Origin of the sequence: Haloechinothrix alba (assembly GCF_900188115.1) — a bacterium.
Lineage (GTDB): Bacteria > Actinomycetota > Actinomycetes > Mycobacteriales > Pseudonocardiaceae > Haloechinothrix > Haloechinothrix alba.
In genome coordinates this window covers 66,483-89,329 of sequence record NZ_FZNW01000008.1, presented here as the reverse complement: position 1 = coordinate 89,329, position 22,847 = coordinate 66,483, and the positions used below count along the sequence as shown (strand labels likewise).

Genomic DNA, 22,847 nt, shown 5'->3' with positions numbered 1-22,847 from the left:
GCTCATCCCGGTGCGATCGCGGGCAGTACGGTCGTGTGCATGTTGGTTGATCGTCTGCTGCTCGGCCCTGGTCCGTCGAACCCGTATCCGGAGGCCTCCCAGGGGCTTTCCCAGCCGTTGCTCGGGCATCTCGACCCGGAGTTCCTGAGCCTGCTCGACGAGACCAACGACAGGCTCCGGGCCGTGTGGGGGACGCAGAACCCGCGTACCCTGCCGCTGTCCGGTACCGGCTCGATCGGCATGGAGGCGGCCTTCGCCAACGCCGTGCGCCCCGGCGATGTCGTGGTGATCGCGGTGAACGGGCTGTTCGGTGAGCGCATGGTGGACGTGGCCGGGCGGTACGGCGCCGAGGTCGTCCGCGTGGACCACGACTGGGGCCGGCCCATCGACGTGCAGCGAGTGCTCGACGCGCACCCTCGGCCGCGCCTGGTCGGTGCGGTCCACGCGGAGACATCGACCGGTGTGCGTAGCGACATCGGGGCGCTGGCACGGGCCGTGCACGAGCGGGACGATGCCGCGCTCGTGCTTGCCGACTGCGTGACCTCGATCGCCGGTATCCCGGTGGAGATCGACGAGTGGGGTGTCGACCTCGCCTACGCCGGCACCCAGAAGTGCATCGGCGTCGCTCCCGGCCTCGCGCCGTTCACGGTGTCCGAGCGGGCATGGCACAGCAGGGTGGCCTCACCCCCGACCTGGTACCTGGACCTCGGCCTGATCGGCAACTACGTCTCCGGTACCGACGGCGGGGCGCGCGTCTACCACCACACCGCACCGACCGCGATGATCGCCTCCCTGCACGCAGGTCTGGGACGGATCCTCGACGAAGGGCTCGGTGAGGTGTATGCCCGGCACGCATCGGCCGGGCAGCGGCTGGCCGACGGCCTGCGTGCGATGGGACTGGAGCTGTTCGCCGCGGAAGGCCACCGGTTGCCCGAGCTGACCACCGTGCGGGTCCCGGAAGGCGTCGACTCCGCGAAGGTGCGGACCCAGCTGCTCGAGGAGTACGGGATCGAGATCGGTGCGGGCGCCGGGCCGTATGCCGCCAGTGTCTGGCGCATCGGCCTGATGGGTCACAACGCGCGCCTCGACCGCGCCGAAGCGGTGCTGGGCGCCCTTGCCAAGGTGCTCGGCCGCTGAGCTGAGCCCGTGTCGGGCGCCCGTACAGGCTGTGTCGGGCGTGCGGGCACGCCGCGTCGGCGCCAGCGACCGGGGCGGCGCGGACACCTCCGGGCCGATGGAACTCGCCGTCGTGACGGCGAAGGCGACAGACAGTGCGCTGACACGGTCGCGGAGGTCTCCGCGGGTGTCGGCCACGAGAACGGGCGTTCCGAGCGGCCCGCTCTCGTGCGGTGGCGACTGCCGGGCGGGCTGTTTCTCATCGGTGTGTGACCAACACGGTCTGCCGGAGGGCCCAACTCGGGTGTGCGAACGCCCGACACCGGTGCGTGGCGGCGCGGTAGCGTGGGAAATGTGCAGGACGAGCTGTTCGTGGTGAACCCAGAAGCCGGCCGGGACGCCGACGATCCCGATCCGGCACCGGACGGGAACGACGGGGGCAATGCCGGCGCGCCGCTGGCCGTGCGCATGCGACCCCGCACGCTCGACGAGGTCGTCGGTCAGGACCATCTGCTGACCGAGGGCGCTCCGCTGCGCAGGCTCGTGGAAGGCGCCGCACCGGCGTCGGTACTGCTGTTCGGGCCTCCCGGAACGGGGAAGACCACCATCGCCTACCTCATGGCCGGTGCCACCGGACGGCGGTTCGTGGCGCTGTCCGCGCTGTCCTCCGGGGTCAAGGAGGTCCGCGGGGTCATCGACCAGGCCCGGAGGCGGCGCTCGCACGCCGCCGAGGACACCGTGCTGTTCATCGACGAGGTGCACCGGTTCTCCAAGACACAGCAGGACGCCCTGCTCGGCGCTGTGGAGGACCGGACAGTGCTCCTGGTGGCCGCGACAACGGAGAACCCGTCGTTCTCGGTGGTGTCCCCGTTGCTGTCCCGCTCACTCGTGCTGCAGCTTCGCACTCTCGACGATGACGATGTACGCGGGCTGGTGGACAGGGCGCTGCGCGAGGATCGTGGCCTGTCCGGCGAGTTCACACTTTCCAGTGAGGCTGCCGACCACATCGTGCGGCTGGCCGCCGGTGATGCGCGTCGCGCACTGACCGCACTGGAAGCATCCGCAGACGGTGCGCGTTCGGCCGGTGACCACGCGATCGACCTGCGCACGGTGGAGGCCTGCGTGGACAAGGCCGCTGTGCGCTACGACCGCGACGGTGACCAGCACTACGACGTCATCAGCGCGTTCATCAAGTCGATCCGTGGTTCGGACGTGGATGCCGCACTGCACTACCTGGCACGCATGATCGAGGGAGGGGAGGACCCCCGGTTCATCGCGCGACGCCTTGTCGTGCACGCCAGCGAGGACATCGGCATGGCCGACCCCACAGCGTTGCAGTCCGCTGTCGCCGCCTCCGACGCGGTGCAGTTCATCGGGATGCCAGAGGGAAGGCTCTCCCTCGCCCAGGCCACGGTTCACCTGGCGATGGCACCGAAGTCGAACGCCGTGATCGCCGGGATCGACGCCGCACTGGCCGACGTGCGCGCGGGCAAGATCGGTCCCGTCCCGCCGCACCTGCGCGACGGGCACTATGCCGGTGCCGCGCGGCTGGGCAACGCGCAGGGTTACGCCTACCCGCACAGCGTGCCCGAAGGTGTGCTCGAGCAGCAGTACCCGCCGGACGAGCTGGCGGACACGGACTACTACACGCCGACGACGCGCGGCGCGGAGCGCGCGATCGCCGAGCGCCTGCCACGCCTGCGGCGTACCATCCGCGGCCGGTGAGCCGCTTCGCGTGCCAGGGTGACGGGTCGTCGGCACGGCGGGACGGGGCCACCGGTGGGCAGGAGGCGACGCGCGGTAACCTGTGGCCCACCCAACCTACTGCTCACAAGGAGGGCCCGTGTCGCCGGAACAGGTCGCAGTGCTTGTCGCCGCAGGCGCATTCGTGCTGCTCGTGGTTCTGCTGGCGATCCCCCTGATCAAACTCGGCCGCACGCTCGACGAGGCGACCATCGCCATCCGCAAGGCACACGAGAACTCTGACCCGCTGATGCACGGCGCCAACGACACGATCACGCACGTGAACACCCAGCTGGAGCGTGTGGACGGAGTCACGGCGAACGTGCAGCAGGTCTCCAGCAACGCGACGGCGCTGTCCTCGGTGTTCACCGCGACCCTTGGCAGCCCCCTTGTCAAGGCGGCTGCGCTGTCCTACGGCGTCACCAAGGCGATCCGCGCGCGGCGTGCCCGTGGCGAGCAAGGTAAGCACGCGCGCAGCGGACGGAAAGGATCGAAGCGATGAAGCGTCTGTTCTGGTTCGGTCTGGGGTTCTCCGCAGGCTTCGTCGTGTGCAGGAAGGCGAACGAGACCGCTCGTCAAGCGACTCCGGCGGGGTTAGCCTCGAACGTAGGGGAGGCCGTACGTGAGCTGGCGGCGGCCGTCGGTGCCTTCGGTGCCGACGTCCGGGCCGGGATGAGCGAGCGAGAGCTCGAACTGGGCGAGTTGTTCGACACTCACTCCGGCAGGGCCTCCCGAGCCGCGGGCGTCGTGGCGGGCTCGTCCGGCCGCCACACGGATCGCGACAGCGGGCGCGCGGCGGCGGCCGGGCAGTACCGGCGAGCGCGGTCGGCGGAGGACTGAGGCGCCGCCCGAGAGCAGGCGTGGCTCCTTCGCCACCCCCGCACCGAGCCCGACGAGCCTTGTACACCGGTTCGGTGATCGACCGGTGTCCGAACCAACACAGGACCCAGACGTGCAGACACACGAGATACGCGAACGTTTCCTCCGGCATTTCGAATCGAACGACCACACCAGGGTGCCCAGCGCGTCGCTGATCCTGGACGACCCGAACCTGCTGTTCGTCAACGCGGGCATGGTCCAGTTCAAGCCGTACTTCCTCGGCGAGGTGCCCGCGCCGTACTCGCGCGCCACCAGCGTGCAGAAGTGCGTGCGTACCGGCGATATCGACGAGGTCGGCAAGACGACGCGGCACAACACGTTCTTCCAGATGGCCGGCAACTTCTCGTTCGGCGACTACTTCAAGGAAGGGGCCATCAAGCAGGCTTGGGACCTGGTCACCAAACCGCAGTCCGAGGGCGGTTACGGGTTCGACCCGGACCGGATCTGGACGACGGTCTACGAGCACGACCCCGAGTCGGCCGAGCTGTGGCAGAAGGTGGCGGGATTGCCCGCCGAGCGGATCCAGTATCGCGACGCCAAGGACAACTACTGGGACATGGGGGTGGCCGGCCCTGGCGGTCCCTGCTCGGAGATCTACTACGACCGTGGTCCGCAGTACGGCCAGGAGGGCGGTCCCGTCGTCGACGAGGATCGCTACCTGGAGATCTGGAACCTGGTCTTCATGCAGGACATGCGGGGGGACGGCAGCCCGAAGGACGGGTACCCGGTGCTGGGGGAGCTGCCCAGCAAGAACATCGACACCGGGCTCGGCGTCGAGCGGGTCGCGTTCCTGCTGCAGGGCGTGGACAACGTCTACGAGACCGACCTGGTGCGCCCCGTCATCGCGGCCGCAGAGGAGTTCTCCGGCCGCACGTACGGCCAGAATCACGCCGATGACGTGCGGTTCCGCGTGATCGCCGATCACGCCCGGTCGGGTGTGATGCTCATCGGTGACGGCGTGACGCCCGGCAACGAGGCGCGGGGATACGTGCTACGCAGGCTGCTGCGCAGGATCGTGCGCTCGGTACGCCTGCTCGGCGTGCACGAGCCGGTGCTGCCGGAGTTCGCCGCCGTCGTCCGGGACGCGATGTCGCCGTCCTACCCGGAGATCGAGCGGGACTTCGAGCGCATCAGCGATGTGATGCGCATGGAGGAGGACACGTTCCTCGCCACCCTGAGCACCGGGTCGAAGATCTTCGACATGGCAGCTGAACGGGCCAAGCAGTCGGGTGCCACCGTTCTCGGCGGGGACCAGGCCTTCCAGCTGCACGACACCTACGGCTTCCCGATCGATCTCACCCTGGAGATGGCCGCCGAGCAGGGGCTCGAGGTGGACGAGGAGGGCTTCCGCTCGCTGATGGAGGAGCAGCGCCAGCGGGCCAAGGCCGATGCGGCGACACGCAAGAGCGGGCACGGGGACCTCTCCGAGTACCGCGCTGTCCTGGAGCAGCACGGGGAGACGGAGTTCCTCGGCTACAGCGACCTGGAGGCCGGGTGCCGTGTTGTGGGACTGCTGTCGGGCGGCGCCCCGGTGCCCGCGCTGAGCGAGGGCCAGCGCGGTGAGCTGATCCTCGACCGCACCCCGTTCTACGCGGAAAGCGGTGGCCAGATCGCCGACACCGGCATGCTCTACGGCGCGGGCGCGCAGGTGTCGGTGCTGGATGTGCAGAAGGCCGTGCCGGGACTGTCGGTGCACACGGTCGAGGTCATCGCAGGCGATGTCGGGGTCGACGACAAGCTGACCGCCTCGGTGGACGAGGCGCGGCGGATGTCCATCGCCCGATCCCACTCGGCCACACACCTGGTTCACGCGGCGGTACGCGGTGCCTACGGCCAGCGCGCCGCGCAGGCGGGCTCGCTCAACTCGCCCGGGCGGATGCGGTTCGACTTCACCTCCCCGGGGTCGGTCTCGGCGGACGTGTTGAGCGAGGTCGAGGAGGAGGTCAACGACTACCTGCTGCAGAACGTCGAGGTGTCGAGCTACGTCACGTCCAAGGACAAGGCCTTCGAGCTCGGCGCCATCGCGCTGTTCGGGGAGAAGTACGGCAACCAGGTCCGTGTGATCGACATGGGCGACTACTCCCGTGAGCTGTGCGGTGGTACGCACGTCAACCGGATCGGTGAGCTCGGCCTGGTCAAGCTGGTATCCGACTCCTCGATCGGTTCGGGCGTGCACCGGATCGAGGCACTGGTCGGCACCGACGCGCTGCGGCACGTGCGCAAGGAGCAGCTGCTGGTCTCCGAGCTCGCGAACACGTTCAAGGTGCCGAGCGACCAGCTGCCGGACCGTATCTCCGACGTGCTCGGCAGGTTGCGCGACGCTGAGAAGGAAGTCGAGCGGCTGCGCAGGGAACGAGTGCTCGCCTCGGCAGGTAGCCTCGCCGAGAGCGCGCGCGACATCGACGGCGTGTCACTCGTCGCGGACACCATCACCGAGGATGTCGATGCCCAGGCGTTGCGGTCGTTGGTCTCGGAGGTACGCAGCAGGCTCGGGTCACGGCCCGGGGTGGTCGCGCTGTTCGTCGCCGACGAGCAGAAGGTGAGCTTCGTCGTCGGCACCACCCCTGCCGCTCGCGACAAGGGCCTTGTCGCCGGTGATCTGGTGCGCAGCGTGGGCGGCCCGGTCGACGGACGCGGGGGTGGCAAAGCGGATATGGCCCAGGGAGGCGGCTCGAACCCGGCCGGGATCGGTGACGCGATTCGTGCGCTCGAGCGGGAGCTGCGAGGTGCGGCAGGATGAGCGCGCGGGCACGGTTCACGGTGCGGACGGGGGTGGCGACGCGGTGACGCGAGGACCGGACAAGCCGGGTGAGGACGATCCCGGCCCGGGACGGCGGATCGGTGTCGATGTGGGATCCGTGCGGGTCGGGGTCGCGATGAGCGATCCGAGCCCGATGCTGGCCAGCCCGCTGCAGACGTTGCGGCGAAGCGCCGGGGACGGCTCCGACGTCGCCCAGCTCGCCGAGCTCGTTACCGAGCACGATGTGGTCGAGGTGGTGGTCGGGCTCCCGCGCACGCTGGCCGACCGGCACGGTTCCGCGGCCGAGGAGGCCGTCCGGTATGCGGGCCTCGTGCGGCACCGGATTGCCCCGGTGCCTGTGCGGATGGCCGACGAACGGTTGAGTACGGTGAGCGCGTCGCGGATGCTGTCGGCCCGCGGCATGAGTGCGCGGGAGCAACGTGCCGTCGTCGATCAGGCTGCCGCCGTGGAGATCCTGCAGGGCTGGCTGGACGCGCGGTCCGCACGGATCGACCGGTCCGGCACGGGGGGAGCGGCTTCCCGACCCGCCGGTTCGTCCGAGGAGTAAGCGAGCAGTTCGGCGCGAGAGAACGGAGATCTGCGATCAATCGGCGTGGAGCGAGTAGGGATGAACCCGACAAGCCCCAGCAGCGGCGGTCCAGCGCGCGCGGCGAACGGCAGGGGCGCGCCCCGCGTACCACCGGACTTCCGGGCGTCGAGGGCAGCGCGTCCGGCAGCCTGCCGGACCTGTTCGACGAGCGGGACAGCGGCGATCGCTGGAACTCGGGGCAGGACGGCCCCGACAATGGCGGTGTGTACTCGTACGATGACGAACCACGACGCGGGCGCGGCGGCCGGAGGGCGCTGGGCTGGTTGCTCGCCGTCGGTCTGATCGCGCTGATCGCGTGGGGAGCCTGGTACGGCGCCCGTGAGTTGCTCGGGATGAACTACGCCGACTACGGCGGTTCGGGCGACGACGAGGTGGTCATCGAGGTGTCCGCAGGCGACTCGGTGCGGACGATCGCCGATACCCTGGAGCGCGCCGATGTGGTCGCCAGTAGCAGGGCTTTCGTGGTCGCCGGTAACGAGAACCCCGATGTCAACGCCATCCAGCCCGGTTACTACGTGATGCGCACGCGGATGTCCGGTGAGCACGCCGTGGATGCCATCACCGATCCGGACGCGCGTGTCGGCAACCTGCAGATCCGTGGTGGCATCAAGCTCGAGGACGTCACGCATTCCGACGACACCGTCACGCGCGGCGTACTGTCCCGGATGTCGGAGGCCTCGTGTGTGGATCTCAACGGGGAGAGCGACTGCGTCGAACCGCGGGAACTGCGCGAGGTAGCGACGCGGACGGACCTGGCCGAGCTGGGCGCGCCGGAGTGGCTGGCCGAGGCCGTTGCCGACGTCGACCCGGAACGCAAGCTCGAAGGTCTGGTGATGCCCGGCGTGTACGACGTCGACCCGAGCTGGGGAGCGCGTGAGCTGCTGACCGAGGTGCTGACGAGCTCGGCGCGGAAGCTGTCGGCCGTCGGTTTGCCTGGCAGCGCCGAGGATGTCGGTTACGAGCCGTACGAGGTACTCACGATCGCCTCGGTGATCGAGCACGAAGCGGTCGAGGACGACTTCGGACGGGTGTCGCGGGTTATCTACAACCGGCTCGACGAGGACATGCGCTTGGAGATGGACTCGACGGTCAACTACGTGCTCGACCGTCCGGATGTCCGCACGAGCGAGGAGGATCGCGCGCAGCCGGGTCCGTACAACACCTACCGCAATACCGGGCTACCGCCGACCCCGATCTCGGCTCCGAGCATGGAGGCGTTGCAGGCGGCACTGAACCCGGACGAGGGTTCGTGGAAGTTCTTCGTCAAGTGCGAGGACAACGGGCTGTCGTGCTTCGCAGACAGCTACGAGGAACACAAGGAGAACGTGCGAGATGCCCAAGCCCGCGGGGTCTACTGACGCCACCGGTGCCGATGAGGCGCGCAAGGCGGCAGTGCTGGGCAAGCCGATCGAGCACTCGCTCTCGCCGGTACTGCACCGAGCCGCGTACCACGCACTCGGGCTCGCCGGGTGGAGCTATGACCGGGTCGAGGCGGATGCCGCCGCACTGGCGGACGTTGTTCGGGGCATGGGCCCGGAATGGGTCGGCGTATCGGTGACGATGCCCGGCAAGCGTGCTGCGCTGGAGCTCGCGAGCGAGTGCACGGATCGCGCGGCCGCCGTCGGGGCAGCGAACACCCTGGTCCGATCGCAGGCACGGCCCGATGGAACACCGCGCTGGTTCGCCGACTGCACGGATGTGGACGGCGTGGTCGGCGCGGTGCGCGCGGCGGGCGGCCATCCGGACGTTGCCGGCGGGACCTCCGCGCGAAGCGGAGTCGTTCTCGGAGCGGGGGGCACCGCCGCTGCCGCGGTGGTCGGCCTGGCCGAGCTCGGCATCTCGCACGTCACGCTGGTCGCTCGGGAGCCTGCCCGGGCCCAGGAGACGCTGGCGGCCGCGCGTACAGCCGGTATGGACGCGGAGGTGGCCCGGCTCGACGATGCCGACCTCGCCGGCCTGGCCGGCTCGGCGGCTGTACTGGTGAGCACCGTTCCTCCGGACGTGACCGCACCGCATGCCGCGGCGCTGGCGCGTGCCGCGTGCGTGGTGGACGTGATCTACGACCCGTGGCCGACCCCGCTCGCCGATGCGGTGCACGCCTGCGGAGGCCGGATCGCTACCGGGCTGGACATGCTGCTGCATCAAGCGTTCGGGCAGGTGGAGCAGTTCACCGGGCTGCCTGCGCCCCGCGAGGCGATGCGGGCCGCGCTGCGTGAGGCGACGGGGGACGCGGTGCCGCTTCCGCTGCCCGGCGAGCGGTAGCGTGGCGCTCATGCGTATCGCGATCCTCGATGACTACCAGAACGTCGCACGTTCCTTCGCCGACTGGGACTCGCTGGAGGCCGAGATCACGGTGTTCACCGAACCCCTCGGTGGGCACGATCGGGTCATCGAAGCGCTCGAGGGATTCGATGTGGTGGTGGCGATGCGGGAGCGCACCCCGTTTCCCGCGCGCGTGTTGCACAGCCTGCCCGACTTGAAGTTGCTGGTCAGCACCGGTCAGCGCAACGCGGCTATCGACATGGACGCCGCGCACGCGGCGGGGATCACGGTCTGCGGCACCGGTTACCTGCCGTACCCTACGGCGGAGGCGACCTGGGCGCTCATCCTGGCGGCGGCGCGCAACGTGCCGAGCGAGGAACGGTCCGTGCGGGAAGGCGGGTGGCAGCGCACGGTCGGCACCGCCTTGCGGGGCAAGACCCTCGGGTTGATCGGCCTGGGCAGGCTCGGCGGTCAGGTGGCCCAGATCGGCCGGGCGTTCGGCATGAACGTGGTCGCGTGGAGCCAGAACCTCACCGCCGAACGGGCGAGCGAGCACGGCGCGACCGCGCTGTCGCTCGGGGAGCTGCTCGGTACCGCCGATGTCGTCTCGATCCACCTCGTGCTCAGCGACCGTAGCCGCGGGTTGCTCGGTGCGCGCGAGCTGGACTCGATGAAACGTGGCGCCTTGCTGGTCAACACGTCACGTGGACCGATCGTGGACGAGGCCGCGCTGCTCGACGCGGTCCAACGCGGTCACATCCGTGCCGCGCTGGACGTCTACGACACCGAACCGCTTCCCGCGGACCATCCGCTGCGATCGGCCCCGAACACGGTGCTGACCCCGCACATCGGGTACGTCTGCGACGACGTGTACCGGGTCTTCTACCAGGACGCTGTGGAGGATATCGCCGCGTTCGAGGCAGGAAGCCCGATCAGGGTGATGACGCAGGCAGGCTCCTGAGCGCACACGCGTACCCGCCTGTCCGGCGGCCGTGCCCGTGCACGTGAGGTGGCCCCGGCGCCGGGCAGGGGTGAGCGGCCGTCCCGGTCGTTCAGAGCGACAGGTAGGCCGGTTGGTGTGTGACGCGTTGGATGTCGTCGCCCGTCACGTCGAGCAGCCGGTGTGCCAGGTCCGACAGTGCGCGCGACGCAGCGAGCTCGTCCCCGATCTCGGGGATGTTGCGGTCGTCGGGGTTGAGCCTCGCCATCCCGACCCCGGTCAGGTTGATGTCGCGATCGCTGGTCAGCGTGGCCCGTGCGCGGGTGCGATCCTCATGCTCGTCGATGGTGATCTCGACGGCCCAGTGCTTCTCACGCATGGCGCCCTCCTCGACTCTCGTGCCAGCCAGATGCCCGCAACAGGCTGATGACTCTCACTGTCCTCCGCGCAGCCGCGGAAGGCCAGAGGCCGAGGCGGGTGGCTGCACCGATACAGCCTCGCCGGGCGTCGCCCGGCCGGGCTCGCCCGTGCCGCGGAACAGGAAGGAAGCCGCCGGACTCACTCCGACCCGGCCGGCGCCACCTCGGCCAGCACGGCGTCGGTATATGCTGGCCAGACCTCGACGGCCCACGGGCCGAAGTCCCTGTCGGTCAGCGCTACGCAGGCCACGCCGGCGTCCGGGTCGACCCACAGGAACGTTCCGGACTGGCCGAAGTGCCCGAACGTGCGTGGCGAGCTGGCCGCACCCGTCCAATGCGGATCCTTCCACGAGCGGATCTCGAAACCCAGCCCCCAGTCATTGGGTTTCTGATGACCGAAACCGGGAAGCACACCGTTGAGGCCGGGCCGGGTGACCGAGGTCGCCGTCGCCAGCGTCTCCGGGGCGATCAGGCGGGGCTGCTGCAGCTCGGCGGCGAAGGACGCGAGGTCGTCGACGGTGGAGGTCGCTCCCGAGCCGGGCGAGCCGTCCAGCGTCGTTGCCCGCATGGCCAGTGGCGTGAGCAGCGCCTCCTGCTGGTAGTCGGCGAATTCGATGCCGGATTGCTTGGTCAGCGTTTCGGCGAGCTGCTCGAAGCCGGCGCTGGAGTACAGCCTCCTCGTGCGCGGTTCCGCGACGACCTTGTGCTGGTTGAACGCCAGCCCCGAGGTGTGGGCCAGCAGGTCGCGCACGGTCGAGCCCTCCGGGCCCGCTGGTGTGTCCAGCTCGAAGACGCCCTCTTCCAGCGCGATCAGGGTGCTGTACGCGGTGAGCAGCTTGGTCACCGACGCGATGGGGAACCGGCGCGCGGTATCGCCGTGCGCGCCGAGAGTGGTTCCGTCCCGCGCGATCACCGCTGTCGCGGCGTGGTCGACCGGCCACTGCTCGATCTGGCTCACGCTGTGCATGCTCGTTACGGTACGCACCGGCTGGGCCGGACGGGGTCGGGGGAGTCGAGCACGCCCGATCGGGGGCACCGATGGCGCTTCCGGTGCAGTACGCGGGCGGGCGCGGCTGCGGCAGGCGGGAGACCGTGCACCGGTGACCACGACGACGCTCGTCCTGGCGGCATCGGTCTGCGGTGCCGTGCTCGGCGCAGGGACCAGGTCCGTGCTGGTCGGGATCCGGCGCCCGGCGGTGCCGCGCTCCGGTTGCTGTGAGGTGGCTACCGCTGCCGGTCTGGCCGCTGTCGCGGTGCGCTGGTCCACCGGGCACGTCCCGCCCGCGTGGTCGCCGGTCCCTGCGGCCCTGACGGTGCTGGCGGTCGCCCTCGGCGCGACGGACCTGATGCAGCGTCGCCTGCCCAACGTGCTCACCTGCGCCAGTTACCCGGTACTGGCCACGGCGCTGGCACCGTGGGCGCTGACCGGCCGTGCCGGAGCCACGGTCGCTGGTGCCCTGCTCGGCGGCATCGCCTTCGGCGGTGCACACCTGGTGATCCACCTGGTACGTCCCCGGTCGCTCGGTGCGGGCGACGTCAAGCTCGCAGGCGCGCTCGGGACCGTGCTCGGCGTGCTCGGACCGCCTGCCGTGCTGCTGGCGGCCGTCATGGCTGCGGTCGTGACGCTGGCGCTGGCGGCGGGGCAGGCGTTGCTCGGCGGCCGCAGGTGGCAGGACGGTGTCCCGTACGGTCCAGGGCTGCTGATCGCGACGTGGCTGCTGTCCGTCACACCGGAGGCGGGCCTGGTGACCTGAGCTGACGCGCTCGTGACAGGATCGATGCGTGTTGCGCTGGATGACCGCAGGAGAATCACACGGCCCGAGCCTGGCCGCGGTGCTCGAAGGCATGGTGGCCGGGGTACGGATCACCACATCCGAGCTCGGCGAGCAGCTGGCACGCAGGCGACTCGGGTTCGGGCGTAGCCCGCGTATGGGTTTCGAGACCGACGCTGCGGAGTTCACCGGGGGTGTACGGCACGGCCTGACCCAGGGTGGCCCGATCTCGGTGCAGATCCCCAACAGTGAGTGGCCGAAATGGGAGAAGGTCATGGCCGCCGATCCGGTGGATCCCGCCGAGATCGACGGTCTCGCGCGTAACGAGCCGCTGACGCGCCCGCGACCCGGTCACGCCGACCTGCCCGGCATGCTGAAGTACGGTTTCGACGAGGCGCGGCCGGTGCTCGAACGCGCGAGCGCGCGGGAGACGGCCGCGCGTACGGCGCTCGGCACCGTCGCCCGCGCCTACCTGCGCCAGCTACTCGGTGTCGAGATCATCAGCCATGTCGTTTCCATCGGCCGCGCCGAGGCCGTCGACGGACCGCTGCCCGGCCCCGACGACCTCGCCGGTGTCGACGAGAGCCCGGTCCGGGCATACCTGCAGGCCAGCACCGACGCGATGGTGCACGAGGTGGACGCGGTGCGGAAGGCCGGGGACACCGTCGGCGGGGTCATCGAGGTGATCGCCTACGGGCTGCCGCCCGGGCTGGGCTCGCACGTGCATTGGGATCGGCGGCTGGACTCCCGGCTGGCCGGCGCGCTGATGGGGGTACAGGCGATGAAGGGCGTGGAGGTCGGGGACGGCTTCACCACCGCGCACCGCTGGGGCAGCCAGGCGCACGACGAGATCGACATCAGCGACGGGGCCGGTGGTGTGACACGGCGGTCCAACCGCGCGGGCGGCCTCGAGGGTGGCATCACCAACGGTGAACCGCTGCGCGTCCGGGTGGCGATGAAGCCGATCTCCACGGTCCCGCGCGCGCTGGCCACCGTCGACGTCGCCACGAAGGAGGCCGCCGAGGCCATCCACCAACGCTCGGACGTCTGCGCGGTACCACGGGCCGGTGTGGTGCTGGAGTCGGTGACCGCCCTGATCCTCGCCGGGGCGGCGCTGGAGAAGTTCGGTGGTGACTCGCTGGCCGAGAGCAAGCGCAACGCGGAGGCCTACATGACGAACCTGGAAGAGTGGTGGGGGCAGTGACGTCACCGAGAGCTGTTCTGGTCGGCCCGCCGGGATCGGGCAAGTCGACGGTGGGTCCGCTGCTGGCCGAGCGGTTGGGCGTGGACTTCCGTGACGCCGATGCCGACATCGAGGCTGCGGCTGGCAGGAGCATCCCGGAGATCTTCACCTCGGACGGCGAACCCGCCTTTCGCGAGCTGGAGAAACGCGCCGTCGCCGACGGCCTCGGAAGTTACGAGGGCGTGTACTCGCTCGGCGGTGGCGCGATCCTCGCCGAGGAGACCCGCGCACTGCTCGCCGGGCACACCGTGGTGTTCCTCTCCGTGAGCATGCCTGCCGGCATGCAGCGCACCGGCATGTCCACGGCGCGACCCGTGCTGGCGGGGGTCAACCCCCGCGCGACATACAAGCAACTGCTCGAGGCACGCCTGCCGCTGTACCGCTCGGTGGCGACGGCGGAGGTCGATACCGACGAGCGCCGCCCGGACGAGGTGGTCGACGCGGTTCTGGCTGCCTTGGGCGAGAAGGCACCCGTGGAAGGAACCTCATGAGCACGCAGGAGGCGAGCCCCGAGAGGCTCACCGTGGCCGCCGAACGCTCCTACGAGGTCATCATCGGGCGCGGGCTGCTCGGGGAGTTGACCGAGGCGGTCCAGGACGCCTCGGTGGTGGCGATCATCCACCCGCCGACGCTGACGACGACGGCCGAGGCCACCCGGAGCGAGCTCGCCGACGCCGGGATCGACGCGCACCGCGTCGAGATCCCGGACGCCGAGGACGGTAAGGCGCTGACGGTGGCCGGGTTCTGCTGGGAGGTGCTCGGCAGGGTCGGGCTGGACAGGCACGGGGCCGTGGTCGCGCTGGGCGGGGGAGCCGTCACCGACATCGCCGGGTTCGTGGCCGGTACCTGGATGCGAGGTGTGCGGCTGGTCAACGTGCCGACGACGCTGCTCGGCATGGTCGATGCCGCGGTGGGTGGCAAGACCGGCATCAACACCGAGGCAGGCAAGAACCTCGTCGGCGTGTTCCACGAGCCGCACGCTGTGCTGGTCGATCTCGCCACGCTTCAGACCCTGCCCCGTAACGAGCTGGTCGCAGGCCTCGCCGAGGTCGTCAAGTGTGGCTTCATCGCCGACGGGGGCATCCTGGAGCTGATCGAGCGGGACGCGGCGGCCGCAACGGACCCGGCTGGGGAGGTACTCGCCGAGCTGGTGCGCCGCGCCATCCAGGTCAAGGCCGATGTCGTTGCGCGGGATCTGCGCGAGTCGAACGTGCGCGAGATCCTCAACTACGGCCACACGCTCGGTCACGCCATCGAACGCAGGGAGCGGTACCGGTGGCGGCACGGTGCGGCCATCAGCGTGGGGATGGTGTTCGCAGCCGAGCTGTCCCGGCTCGCGGGCAGGCTCGACGACGCGACGGCCGATCGGCACGCCGCCGTGCTCGGGATGCTCGGGCTGCCCACCCGTTACGATCCGGACGCCCTCGCGGAGCTGATGGAAGGCATGCGCGCGGACAAGAAGAGCCGTTCCGGCGTGCTGCGCTTCGTGGTACTCGACGCGCTAGGTAAGCCGGGGCGCCTCGAGGGCCCTGACCCGTCGCTGCTCGCCGCGGCGTACTCGGCGATCGCAGGCGAGGTGACTGAGGATGGTGGGAGCGTGCTGCTGTGAAAGTACTCGTACTCAACGGCCCGAACTTGAACCGGCTGGGCACCCGGGAACCCTCGGTGTACGGCAGCACCAGCTACAGCGAGCTCGTGGGGCGCTGTGAGCGGGAGGGCGCCGCGCTCGGTCTGGAGGTCGACGTACGCCAGACCAACCATGAGGGCGAGCTGGTGGAGTGGCTGCACGAGGCCGCCGATGCGGGCAGGCCCGTGGTGCTCAACGCGGGCGCGTGGACCCACTACTCGGTCGCGGTGCGCGACGCGGCCAGCCAGCTGGCGGCACCGGTGCTGGAGCTGCACATCTCCAACGTGCACAAGCGCGAGTCGTTCCGACAGCACAGCGTGCTCTCCGACATCGTGACCGGGGTGATCGCCGGGCTGGGTGTCGACGGGTACCTGCTCGCGCTGCGCTGGATGGCCGAGCACGGCGAGCAGTGATCGTGGGGGACCGACGCGGCGTGTACGGGCCGGTCGCGCCACGTGCCGGACGGGGCGCCGAGCGCGTGGGATGATGATCCTCGCGAGTGCGGCGTGCCCGCGGCCGGGCCGTCGTGGTCACCGCGTCGTGACAGCCGGGTGAAGGCGGGGAGCATGGGCGTGCGGGCGAGTGTGGCACGGCGCGTGCGCGTCGTGGCCGCGTTGGTGGCCTGCGCGAGCGTGTTCGCGGCGTGCACGACGATCGGCCCTGTCGAGGTTCAGCGCGACCGGACCGCGACGGACGGGTCGCAGGCCATCGCGGGCTCCGTGGCCAACCCGACCGGCGCCGGCGAGGCCGGCGGGACCGTCGCGCTCGAGACCGAGCACCACCGGCGCAGCGACGGTGTGGTTGCCGAGGGTGGCGCGGGTGCGCCGTACAACTACGCGCCGACGGTGATGCTCGACGGCGACGACGCCCGGATGTGGTGGTGCAGCCAGTACAACACCGCGTACCCGGCAGGAGACGACATCGTGTACGGCGTCGACGCGGGAGACGGCGGGAACACCGGCACGGCCGGACGGTTCACCGGGCCCGGCGGCGGCATCCCGGAGGTGGTGTTCTCCGGCAATCCGGGCGCGTTCGACGGCAAGCACACCTGCGACCCCTCCGTGATCAAGGTCGACGGCGTCTACTACCTCTACTACACCGGCGCGGACGGTGACCACGACTTCGTCAACGCCATCGGCCTCGCCACCAGCGAGGACGGCCGTACGTGGCGGCGTGCCGGCGACGGCGAGCCGATCCTGCGACCCGGGCGGGACATCACAAGGGACAACACCTACGGGGCAGGTCAACCGGCAGTGGCTCATGTGGACGGGTGGTTCTACCTGGTCTTCACCGACACGACAGGCCTCGCGGCCGGGTGGAACGGCGCGGGCCAGTTCGTGCTGCGTTCGCCCGACCCGGCGTTCGGGTCCGGCCTCGAGGCGCTGGGGCCGGACGGGTTCGTACCGGTCGAGGGCACCGAGCAGCTGCGCGCACACGCGGTGCTGGACGCCTTCAGCGTCGACCTCATGTGGGTGGACGTGCTGGACGCCTTCGCGGTGGCGCACCAGACGGCCGACGGCACCTCGCTGACCTTCTTCGACAGGGACTTCAGCACCACCCCGTACGATCCGGTCGTCATCGAGGGGCCGTGGCAGGAAGGGCCGGGACTGGTACGGACGCCGCAGGGTCATGCGCCGCGGGCCGAGCACGATCCGTGCGGGACGGTCCCCGTGGACGTGGTCCGCGCGGCCCGGGACGAGCACGCCCCGACCGACCTCCGCCGGTTCGGGCTGGACATCACCGGGGTCGAGGGGTGCGGCGACCGGCGACGGGCAGGGCGGGTCCTTGACGGTTACGCGATGCCGTCCCCGGAGCGCACGATGGACCTGGTCGTGGACGGCGCGCTGGTGCGGGTGGAACGGCGTGTGGTCGCCGAGCAGCTGGCGGAACGGGTGCTCGACGAGCGGCCGGAACGGCTCGCGGAGCTGCCGGTCGCCGCACGGCTTGATGCGGGCGCTCCGCTGCTGTACTCGCCGAACGCGGGCAGGGGTGTGCTGCTCGACGACGGCCGGTTGTGGTCGTTGAGCACCGAGCAGGCGGGGCAGCTGCGCGAGCTCAACGACTCCGCGGGCCGCACCGTCAGTGACTCCCGGTGGTCGTCCTACCCGGAAGGCCCGTCCTTGGGCTGAGCACGGGCGGACCCGGCGGGGCCTGCCGATCCGGCGCCTTCCGCACCGGTATCCGTGCCGGTGTGGGCCCTGGTGTCCCCGGCGGTGTCGGCGGATCGCGTGCCCGCACCGTCCGGCGGGGTGAGCCTGCCACCGACGAACAACCCGAGGCCGGCCGGCAACAGCACCAGAAGCGCGACGAAGGCGGCACCGCTGGTGAGCGCGTCGCCGAGCGCCGATACACCGGTCTGGTCGACGAGCAGCGCCCTGCCCGCGACGTCGAGGAAACCGGCGAGCACGGCGGTGAGTACGGCGGCCACCAACCAGGTGCGGCCGCGGCCCGGGCGGCGGAGCCAGCCGTCGACCGCTGCCCACCCGGCGGCGATGCCGATCAGCACGGCGAACGTCACCGAGGTCAGGACGGTCGTGTCGGTGGGACGGAACACCGCGACCTTGGCGAGCGAGACGCTCGCGGCGGCGTGAACGGCGGCGAGGACGAGCGCGCGTAACAACCAGCCAGGCACTCCTCCACTGTAAGTGTCGCGCCCGCCGACCGGTGCCGGTGGTGCGGGCTCCGGCGCGGTGGCGGCGCGGTCCCGGTCGCGCGGGAGCAGCCGCGCAGCCACGCGCATCGGCACGTCGTTAGGGTGGGAGCGGTGACCGAGTCGCATACCCACCAGACACGCGCCCTGCGCCGGGCGTCGCTTCGCACGCGGATGGCGGATCGCGACCTCGACGCGATGCTGATCACCGAGCCGCGCAACATCCGCTACCTCACCGGCTTCACCGGTTCTAACGCAGCGCTGCTCGTACACAGCGGGGGAGACGAGCGCACCGTGTTCTGCACGGACGGTCGCTACGTACAGCAAGCCGGGCAGGAGGTCGGCGAGCTGACGACGGTCATCGAGCGCCGCTGCGCGGCCGCGCTCGTCCAGCGGGCCGCGGCCGAACGCGACGAGCACGGCCGAACCGGGTTCGAGAGCGAGCACGTCAGCGTCGCGGAGTTCGACGCCCTCACACAGCGGGCCGAGGGTATCGAGCTCTGCCGGACCACCGGTCTGGCAGAGCAGCTGCGCATCGTCAAGGACAGTGCCGAGGTCGACGCGATCCGGATGGCGTGCGCTGCCGCGGACCGGGCACTGACCGAGCTGGTCGAGCACGGTGAGATCAGGGCGGGCCGCACCGAGCGCCAGGTGGCGCGGGCGCTGGAGGACCGGATGCTGGACAACGGGGCAGCCGGACCGGCGTTCGAGACCATCGTGGCCACCGGGGCGAACTCGGCCGTGCCACACCACCGCCCGACCGACGCGGAGCTCGCGGTCGGGGACCTGGTCAAGCTGGACTTCGGCGCGCGCATCGACGGTTACCACTCGGACATGACGCGGATGCTGGTGATCGGCTCACCGGCCGACTGGCAACGCGAGCTGTACCAACTGGTCCGTACCGCCCAGGCCGCGGGGTCCACAGCCGCCGTGGCCGGCGCGCGGACGGCGGCTGTGGACGCCGCCGCGCGTGACGTGATCGACCGCGCGGGACACGGCGAGGAGTTCGTGCACGGGCTCGGCCACGGCGTGGGTCTGGACGTGCACGAGGCGCCCCGGCTGTCCACGGAGGCCACCGGTACACTGGCCGCGGGAATGACGGTCACCGTCGAACCCGGTGTGTACCTACCCGGACGCGGTGGGGTGCGCATCGAGGACACCCTCGTGGTGCACGAGGGTGGCAACGAGATCCTGACGCTCTCCACCAAGGACCTGGTGACCGTGTCGTGAGTGACGCCGGGCTGCGAACGGCCCGAGTCACGCACGGCGACATCGCATACCGCACAGGAGACCGAAACCAGTGGCGACCACGAACGACCTGAAGAACGGACTTGTCCTCAACCTCGACGGCCAGCTGTGGTCCGTCGTCAACTTCCAGCACGTCAAGCCGGGAAAGGGCGGCGCGTTCGTCCGCACCACGCTGAAGAACGTGATGACCGGCAAGGTCGTGGACAAGACGTTCAACGCGGGGGTGAAGGTCGATACGGCGACGGTGGACCGTCGCACCATGACCTATCTCTACAACGACGGCGCGGACTACGTGTTCATGGACGGCGCCACCTTCGAGCAGGTCCCGATCGCACCCGAGACCGTGGGTGACGCCGCACGGTTCATGCTGGAGAACTCCGAGGTGCAGGTGTCCTTCCACGAGAACAACCCGCTGTTCGTGGAACTGCCGACCTCGGTCGAGCTGGTCATCCAGCACACCGATCCCGGGGTGCAGGGCGATCGCTCGACCGGAGGCTCCAAGCCCGCCATCTTGGAGACCGGAGCCGAGGTGCAGGTGCCGCTCTTCCTGGAGACCGGCGAGAAGATCAAGATCGATAGCCGGGACGGGCGGTACCTCGGCCGTTCCAGCAACTGATGCCGCCTTCCCGGCGTTTGAGCCGTGCCGACCATGCCGATGCAGAAGCCGGTCTGCGCCGGCGGACCCTGCCAGTGACGGTCGTAGCGGATGAGGAGCTATGAGCACCGACTCCACCTCGAAGCGCGCGCCGTTCGGGCGGCACGCTGCCCGGTTACGGGCCGTCGAGCTGTTCTACGAAGCAGAGCAGCGCGACACCGACGCGGTCACGTTGGCCTCGGGCCGCGTCGGGTCGGTCGACGTCGAGCCCATCGGTGACTACACGATCTCGCTCGTGGAAGGTGTCGGTGCGCACCGGAAGCGCATCGACGAGGTGCTCGCCGAGCACGCGCACGGCTGGTCGCTGGAGCGGATGCCCGCGGTGGATCGCGCTGTGCTGCGCATCGGCATCTACGAGATGCTGTGGATGAGCGACGTACCGGATGCCGTGGCGATCGACGAGGCCGTCGGCCTCGCCAAGGAGCTGTCGACCGAGGATTCTCCCCGGTTCGTCAACGGCGTGCTTGGTCGCATCGCCACCATTGCGGACCGGCTGCGCGCGGTCCTGTAGGACCGCCTGCCGGCCGTGGAGCTCGTTGTGGACCTTGTGCGCGCCTCCGGGCGGTACCGTGCCTGGCGATGTGCTCGGGAACAGGCTCTCAGATGTCATCCTTGGCGGGCCGAGCCTCGGGTGGTAGTACACCCCAGTCGATGAGCTGCTCGGTGAGCTCTCCCGGGGTCATGTCATAGATGATTGCCAGGGATCGCAGGTCCTCGGTACGAATGGACAGCACCTTGCCGTTGTAATCGCCACGTTGACTCTGGATCGTCGCGGCATAGCGAGCGAGCGGGCCCACTTTCTCGGCAGGGAGCTGCTGCAGTCGTTCCAGGTTGATAACGATCTTCGTGGCGGGCTCCGCGCCGGAGGGCACGCGCCCCTCCGGGAGGAGTTCCACCACCGGAACGCCGTAGAAGTCGGCAAGCTCGGCGAGTTTCTGGACCGTGACCGCACGGTCGCCGCGCTCGTAGGAGCCGACGACCACCGCCTTCCACCGTCCGCCGGACTTCTGCTCGACCCCGTGCAGGGACAGGCCCTGCTGCTGTCGGATACCTCGGAGCTTGGCCCCGAGCGCTTTGGCGTAATCGCCCATCTGGTCACATCTCCGTTTCGTGTGCCCCGTCACGCGGTGTCGGCCGGCGGGGACTCAGCGAGTCGAATACTCAGCGTAATGGTTACCTGTTGTCGTCAACAGGTCAACCCGATCTAGTGGCGGAATTGGTCCGAACTCGTGCCACCACCCGGTCGATTGAACAGTGCGTACTGCTACAGTCAGTGGGATTCCGCAGGGGTTGATCCTTTAACGGACCGTCCAGTGAGGCGGAGAAGGAGACAATCGTGGCACCGCACACACGCGGTGCGGGCGAGACGGCCGGGCAGCGTGAGCTGCTGACGGCCGAGGACGTCGCGCGCACCATCGCCAGGATGGCCCACCAGGTCATCGAGAAGACCGCACTCGGTTCCGCGGCGGCATCGCCGGTGGTGTTGCTGGGTATTCCCACCCGCGGCGCGACGTTGGCGGCCCGCCTTGCGGAACGTATCCGGACGTTCTCCGGGGTCGAGGTCCCGTACGGCACCCTCGACATCACGCTCTATCGTGATGATCTGCGGCACCATCCGACGAGGCCGCTCGAACACATGGAGATGCCGGGAGAGGGCGTCGACGACCGTGTCGTGATCCTCGTCGACGACGTGCTGTTCTCCGGTCGCAGCGTGCGGGCGGCGCTGGATGCGCTACGTGAGCACGGCAGGCCCCGCGCCGTACAGCTCGCGGTCCTCGTGGACAGGGGCCACCGGGAGCTGCCGATCCGCGCCGACTACGTCGGCAAGAACATGCCGACGGCGCGGGACGAGGACGTCGCCGTCCAGTTCGACGAGGTCGACGGCAGGGATTCCGTACTGCTCAACCAGGCCCGTGCGGGCGGCGCTGATACCGCCGCTGCGGGAGGGGAGCGCCACGAGGGTGAAGGGGACCGGACGTGAGACATCTGCTTGGCACCGACGGTCTGGACCCGGCTGTGGCGACGCAGGTGCTGGACAGCGCCGAGACGATGAAGCAAACCCTGCTCGGCAGGGAAGTGCGCAAGCTGCCGACGCTGCGTGGCCGCACCGTGATCACGGTGTTCTACGAGAACTCCACGCGCACGCGAGTGTCGTTCGAGCTGGCCGGTAAGTGGATGAGCGCGGACGTCGTCAATGTCTCGGCCGGAGGCTCCTCGGTCGGCAAGGGGGAGTCGCTCCGGGACACGGCATTGACCCTGTCGGCCGCCGGTGCCGACTGCGTGGTGTTGCGGCACCCGTCGTCCGGCTCGGCCCACCGCCTCGCCTCGTGGCTGGACGGCACGGGTACCGCGGTGATTAACGCCGGTGACGGCATGCACGAGCACCCCACGCAGGCACTGCTGGACGCGGCCACGCTGCGGGAGCGGCTCGGCGACATCGCCGGCAGGCGCGTCGCGATCGTCGGTGACGTGCTGCACAGCAGGGTGGCGCGTTCGAACGTGCACCTGCTCGCGGCGCTGGGGGCCGAGGTCGTCGTCGTGGCACCGCCGACACTTCTTCCTGCGGGCATCGACAGCTGGCCGGTGACCGTGTCGCACTCCATCGATGCCGAGCTGCCCGCGGTCGACGCCGTGATGATGCTGCGGGTGCAGGCCGAACGTATGCACGGGGCGTTCTTCCCGTCGGCACGGGAGTACTCCGTCGGCTTCGGCCTGACCGAGGCCCGCGCCGCGTTGCTGGCCGAGCACGCCGTGGTGTTGCACCCCGGCCCGATGATGCGCGGCATGGAGATCGCGGCGCCGGTGGCCGATGCGCCGAGCTCGGCGATCGCCGAACAGGTGCGCAACGGTGTTCATGTACGGATGGCGATCCTGTACCACCTGCTGGCGGCGGGAGCCGAGGAGGGACAACAGTGACCGAGCAGGACGCAGGCGGGCACGAGG

24 protein-coding genes are annotated in these 22,847 nt (G+C 70.0%); 20 read left to right on the top strand and 4 right to left on the bottom strand.

Going from position 1 to position 22,847, the window contains the following annotated elements; all coding sequences use genetic code 11:
- The first annotated feature begins 39 nt into the window (after positions 1 to 39).
- The 9 genes from CHB84_RS09325 to CHB84_RS09285 all read left to right on the top strand — a co-directional run bounded on the left by CHB84_RS09325 (position 40) and on the right by CHB84_RS09285 (position 10,311).
- The gene (locus CHB84_RS09325) at positions 40 to 1,137 is read left to right on the top strand and encodes a pyridoxal-phosphate-dependent aminotransferase family protein (RefSeq protein ID WP_089301141.1); all 1,098 of its coding nucleotides are present in this window, start codon (positions 40 to 42) and stop codon (positions 1,135 to 1,137) included.
- 333 nt (positions 1,138 to 1,470) lie between these two features.
- Positions 1,471 to 2,841: a replication-associated recombination protein A gene (locus tag CHB84_RS09320; RefSeq protein WP_245818642.1), complete on the top strand. Its 1,371-nt coding sequence runs from the start codon at positions 1,471 to 1,473 to the stop codon at positions 2,839 to 2,841.
- A gap of 118 nt (positions 2,842 to 2,959) precedes the next feature.
- Positions 2,960 to 3,361 (top strand): DUF948 domain-containing protein, encoded by a 402-nt coding sequence (locus CHB84_RS09315; protein WP_089301140.1) that lies wholly within the window; start codon positions 2,960 to 2,962, stop codon positions 3,359 to 3,361.
- Positions 3,358 to 3,699, top strand: a complete 342-nt coding sequence (locus CHB84_RS09310) for a hypothetical protein (protein ID WP_089301139.1) — start codon at positions 3,358 to 3,360, stop codon at positions 3,697 to 3,699. Before CHB84_RS09315 ends, CHB84_RS09310 begins: the two co-directional genes overlap by 4 nt.
- 112 nt (positions 3,700 to 3,811) lie before the next feature.
- Positions 3,812 to 6,478 carry an alanine--tRNA ligase gene (alaS, locus tag CHB84_RS09305; protein ID WP_089301138.1) on the top strand — a complete coding sequence of 889 codons (2,667 nt, stop codon included), beginning with the start codon at positions 3,812 to 3,814 and terminating at the stop codon, positions 6,476 to 6,478.
- A 43-nt stretch (positions 6,479 to 6,521) separates the two neighbouring features.
- Positions 6,522 to 7,046 (top strand): Holliday junction resolvase RuvX, encoded by a 525-nt coding sequence (gene ruvX, locus CHB84_RS09300; RefSeq protein ID WP_089301243.1) that lies wholly within the window; start codon positions 6,522 to 6,524, stop codon positions 7,044 to 7,046.
- Positions 7,047 to 7,291: 245 nt separating this feature from the next.
- Complete coding sequence (gene mltG / locus CHB84_RS09295) at positions 7,292 to 8,446, top strand: endolytic transglycosylase MltG (RefSeq protein ID WP_089301137.1); 1,155 nt, start codon at positions 7,292 to 7,294, stop codon at positions 8,444 to 8,446.
- The gene (locus CHB84_RS09290; protein ID WP_089301136.1) at positions 8,421 to 9,350 is read left to right on the top strand and encodes a shikimate dehydrogenase; all 930 of its coding nucleotides are present in this window, start codon (positions 8,421 to 8,423) and stop codon (positions 9,348 to 9,350) included. The genes mltG and CHB84_RS09290 overlap by 26 nt, the downstream gene beginning before the upstream one ends.
- A 10-nt stretch (positions 9,351 to 9,360) precedes the next feature.
- Entirely contained in the window at positions 9,361 to 10,311 is a 951-nt protein-coding gene (locus CHB84_RS09285) for a D-2-hydroxyacid dehydrogenase family protein (RefSeq protein WP_089301242.1), read from the top strand.
- A 91-nt stretch (positions 10,312 to 10,402) separates the two neighbouring features.
- Here the strand turns inward: CHB84_RS09285 and CHB84_RS09280 are convergent, their stop codons facing one another.
- Together CHB84_RS09280 and CHB84_RS09275 are read right to left on the bottom strand one after the other, a co-directional pair.
- On the bottom strand, positions 10,403 to 10,669 hold the full coding sequence (locus CHB84_RS09280) for a DUF1876 domain-containing protein (RefSeq protein ID WP_089301135.1): 267 nt from the start codon (positions 10,667 to 10,669) through the stop codon (positions 10,403 to 10,405).
- Between the two features lie 179 nt (positions 10,670 to 10,848).
- Positions 10,849 to 11,676 carry a serine hydrolase domain-containing protein gene (locus CHB84_RS09275; protein WP_089301134.1) on the bottom strand — a complete coding sequence of 276 codons (828 nt, stop codon included), beginning with the start codon at positions 11,674 to 11,676 and terminating at the stop codon, positions 10,849 to 10,851.
- Positions 11,677 to 11,809: 133 nt separating this feature from the next.
- Here CHB84_RS09275 and CHB84_RS09270 point away from each other — a divergent pair, with 133 nt between their 5' ends.
- The 6 genes from CHB84_RS09270 (at position 11,810) to CHB84_RS09245 (ending at position 17,480) form a co-directional block, all read left to right on the top strand.
- Positions 11,810 to 12,463 carry a prepilin peptidase gene (locus CHB84_RS09270; protein ID WP_217898499.1) on the top strand — a complete coding sequence of 218 codons (654 nt, stop codon included), beginning with the start codon at positions 11,810 to 11,812 and terminating at the stop codon, positions 12,461 to 12,463.
- A gap of 28 nt (positions 12,464 to 12,491) precedes the next feature.
- Entirely contained in the window at positions 12,492 to 13,685 is a 1,194-nt protein-coding gene (gene aroC, locus CHB84_RS09265; protein ID WP_089301132.1) for a chorismate synthase, read from the top strand.
- On the top strand, positions 13,682 to 14,215 hold the full coding sequence (locus CHB84_RS09260) for a shikimate kinase (protein ID WP_089301131.1): 534 nt from the start codon (positions 13,682 to 13,684) through the stop codon (positions 14,213 to 14,215). Before aroC ends, CHB84_RS09260 begins: the two co-directional genes overlap by 4 nt.
- Positions 14,212 to 15,333: a 3-dehydroquinate synthase gene (gene aroB, locus CHB84_RS09255; protein WP_089301130.1), complete on the top strand. Its 1,122-nt coding sequence runs from the start codon at positions 14,212 to 14,214 to the stop codon at positions 15,331 to 15,333. The genes CHB84_RS09260 and aroB overlap by 4 nt, the downstream gene beginning before the upstream one ends.
- Positions 15,330 to 15,764, top strand: coding sequence for a type II 3-dehydroquinate dehydratase (gene aroQ / locus CHB84_RS09250; RefSeq protein ID WP_089301129.1), 435 nt, complete (start codon positions 15,330 to 15,332; stop codon positions 15,762 to 15,764). Before aroB ends, aroQ begins: the two co-directional genes overlap by 4 nt.
- A 153-nt stretch (positions 15,765 to 15,917) precedes the next feature.
- Positions 15,918 to 17,480: a glycoside hydrolase family protein gene (locus CHB84_RS09245; RefSeq protein ID WP_089301128.1), complete on the top strand. Its 1,563-nt coding sequence runs from the start codon at positions 15,918 to 15,920 to the stop codon at positions 17,478 to 17,480.
- Here the strand turns inward: CHB84_RS09245 and CHB84_RS09240 are convergent.
- Complete coding sequence (locus CHB84_RS09240; RefSeq protein WP_176439881.1) at positions 17,453 to 17,983, bottom strand: B-4DMT family transporter; 531 nt, start codon at positions 17,981 to 17,983, stop codon at positions 17,453 to 17,455. The genes CHB84_RS09245 and CHB84_RS09240 overlap by 28 nt on opposite strands.
- 132 nt (positions 17,984 to 18,115) lie before the next feature.
- Here CHB84_RS09240 and CHB84_RS09235 point away from each other — a divergent pair, with 132 nt between their 5' ends.
- The 3 genes from CHB84_RS09235 (at position 18,116) to nusB (ending at position 20,415) form a co-directional block, all read left to right on the top strand.
- Positions 18,116 to 19,231 (top strand): M24 family metallopeptidase, encoded by a 1,116-nt coding sequence (locus CHB84_RS09235; RefSeq protein ID WP_089301127.1) that lies wholly within the window; start codon positions 18,116 to 18,118, stop codon positions 19,229 to 19,231.
- 70 nt (positions 19,232 to 19,301) lie between these two features.
- The gene (gene efp / locus CHB84_RS09230; RefSeq protein ID WP_089301126.1) at positions 19,302 to 19,865 is read left to right on the top strand and encodes an elongation factor P; all 564 of its coding nucleotides are present in this window, start codon (positions 19,302 to 19,304) and stop codon (positions 19,863 to 19,865) included.
- 100 nt (positions 19,866 to 19,965) lie between these two features.
- Positions 19,966 to 20,415, top strand: a complete 450-nt coding sequence (nusB, locus tag CHB84_RS09225) for a transcription antitermination factor NusB (RefSeq protein WP_089301125.1) — start codon at positions 19,966 to 19,968, stop codon at positions 20,413 to 20,415.
- Positions 20,416 to 20,503: 88 nt separating this feature from the next.
- On the opposite strand, the gene bldD is transcribed toward nusB, so the two are convergent.
- Positions 20,504 to 20,995 (bottom strand): transcriptional regulator BldD, encoded by a 492-nt coding sequence (gene bldD, locus CHB84_RS09220; RefSeq protein WP_089301124.1) that lies wholly within the window; start codon positions 20,993 to 20,995, stop codon positions 20,504 to 20,506.
- A 245-nt stretch (positions 20,996 to 21,240) separates the two neighbouring features.
- Here bldD and pyrR point away from each other — a divergent pair, with 245 nt between their 5' ends.
- Together pyrR and CHB84_RS09210 are read left to right on the top strand one after the other, a co-directional pair.
- Positions 21,241 to 21,885 carry a bifunctional pyr operon transcriptional regulator/uracil phosphoribosyltransferase PyrR gene (gene pyrR / locus CHB84_RS09215; RefSeq protein ID WP_089301123.1) on the top strand — a complete coding sequence of 215 codons (645 nt, stop codon included), beginning with the start codon at positions 21,241 to 21,243 and terminating at the stop codon, positions 21,883 to 21,885.
- Complete coding sequence (locus CHB84_RS09210) at positions 21,882 to 22,820, top strand: aspartate carbamoyltransferase catalytic subunit (RefSeq protein WP_089301122.1); 939 nt, start codon at positions 21,882 to 21,884, stop codon at positions 22,818 to 22,820. Before pyrR ends, CHB84_RS09210 begins: the two co-directional genes overlap by 4 nt.
- Positions 22,821 to 22,847: the final 27 nt, after the last annotated feature.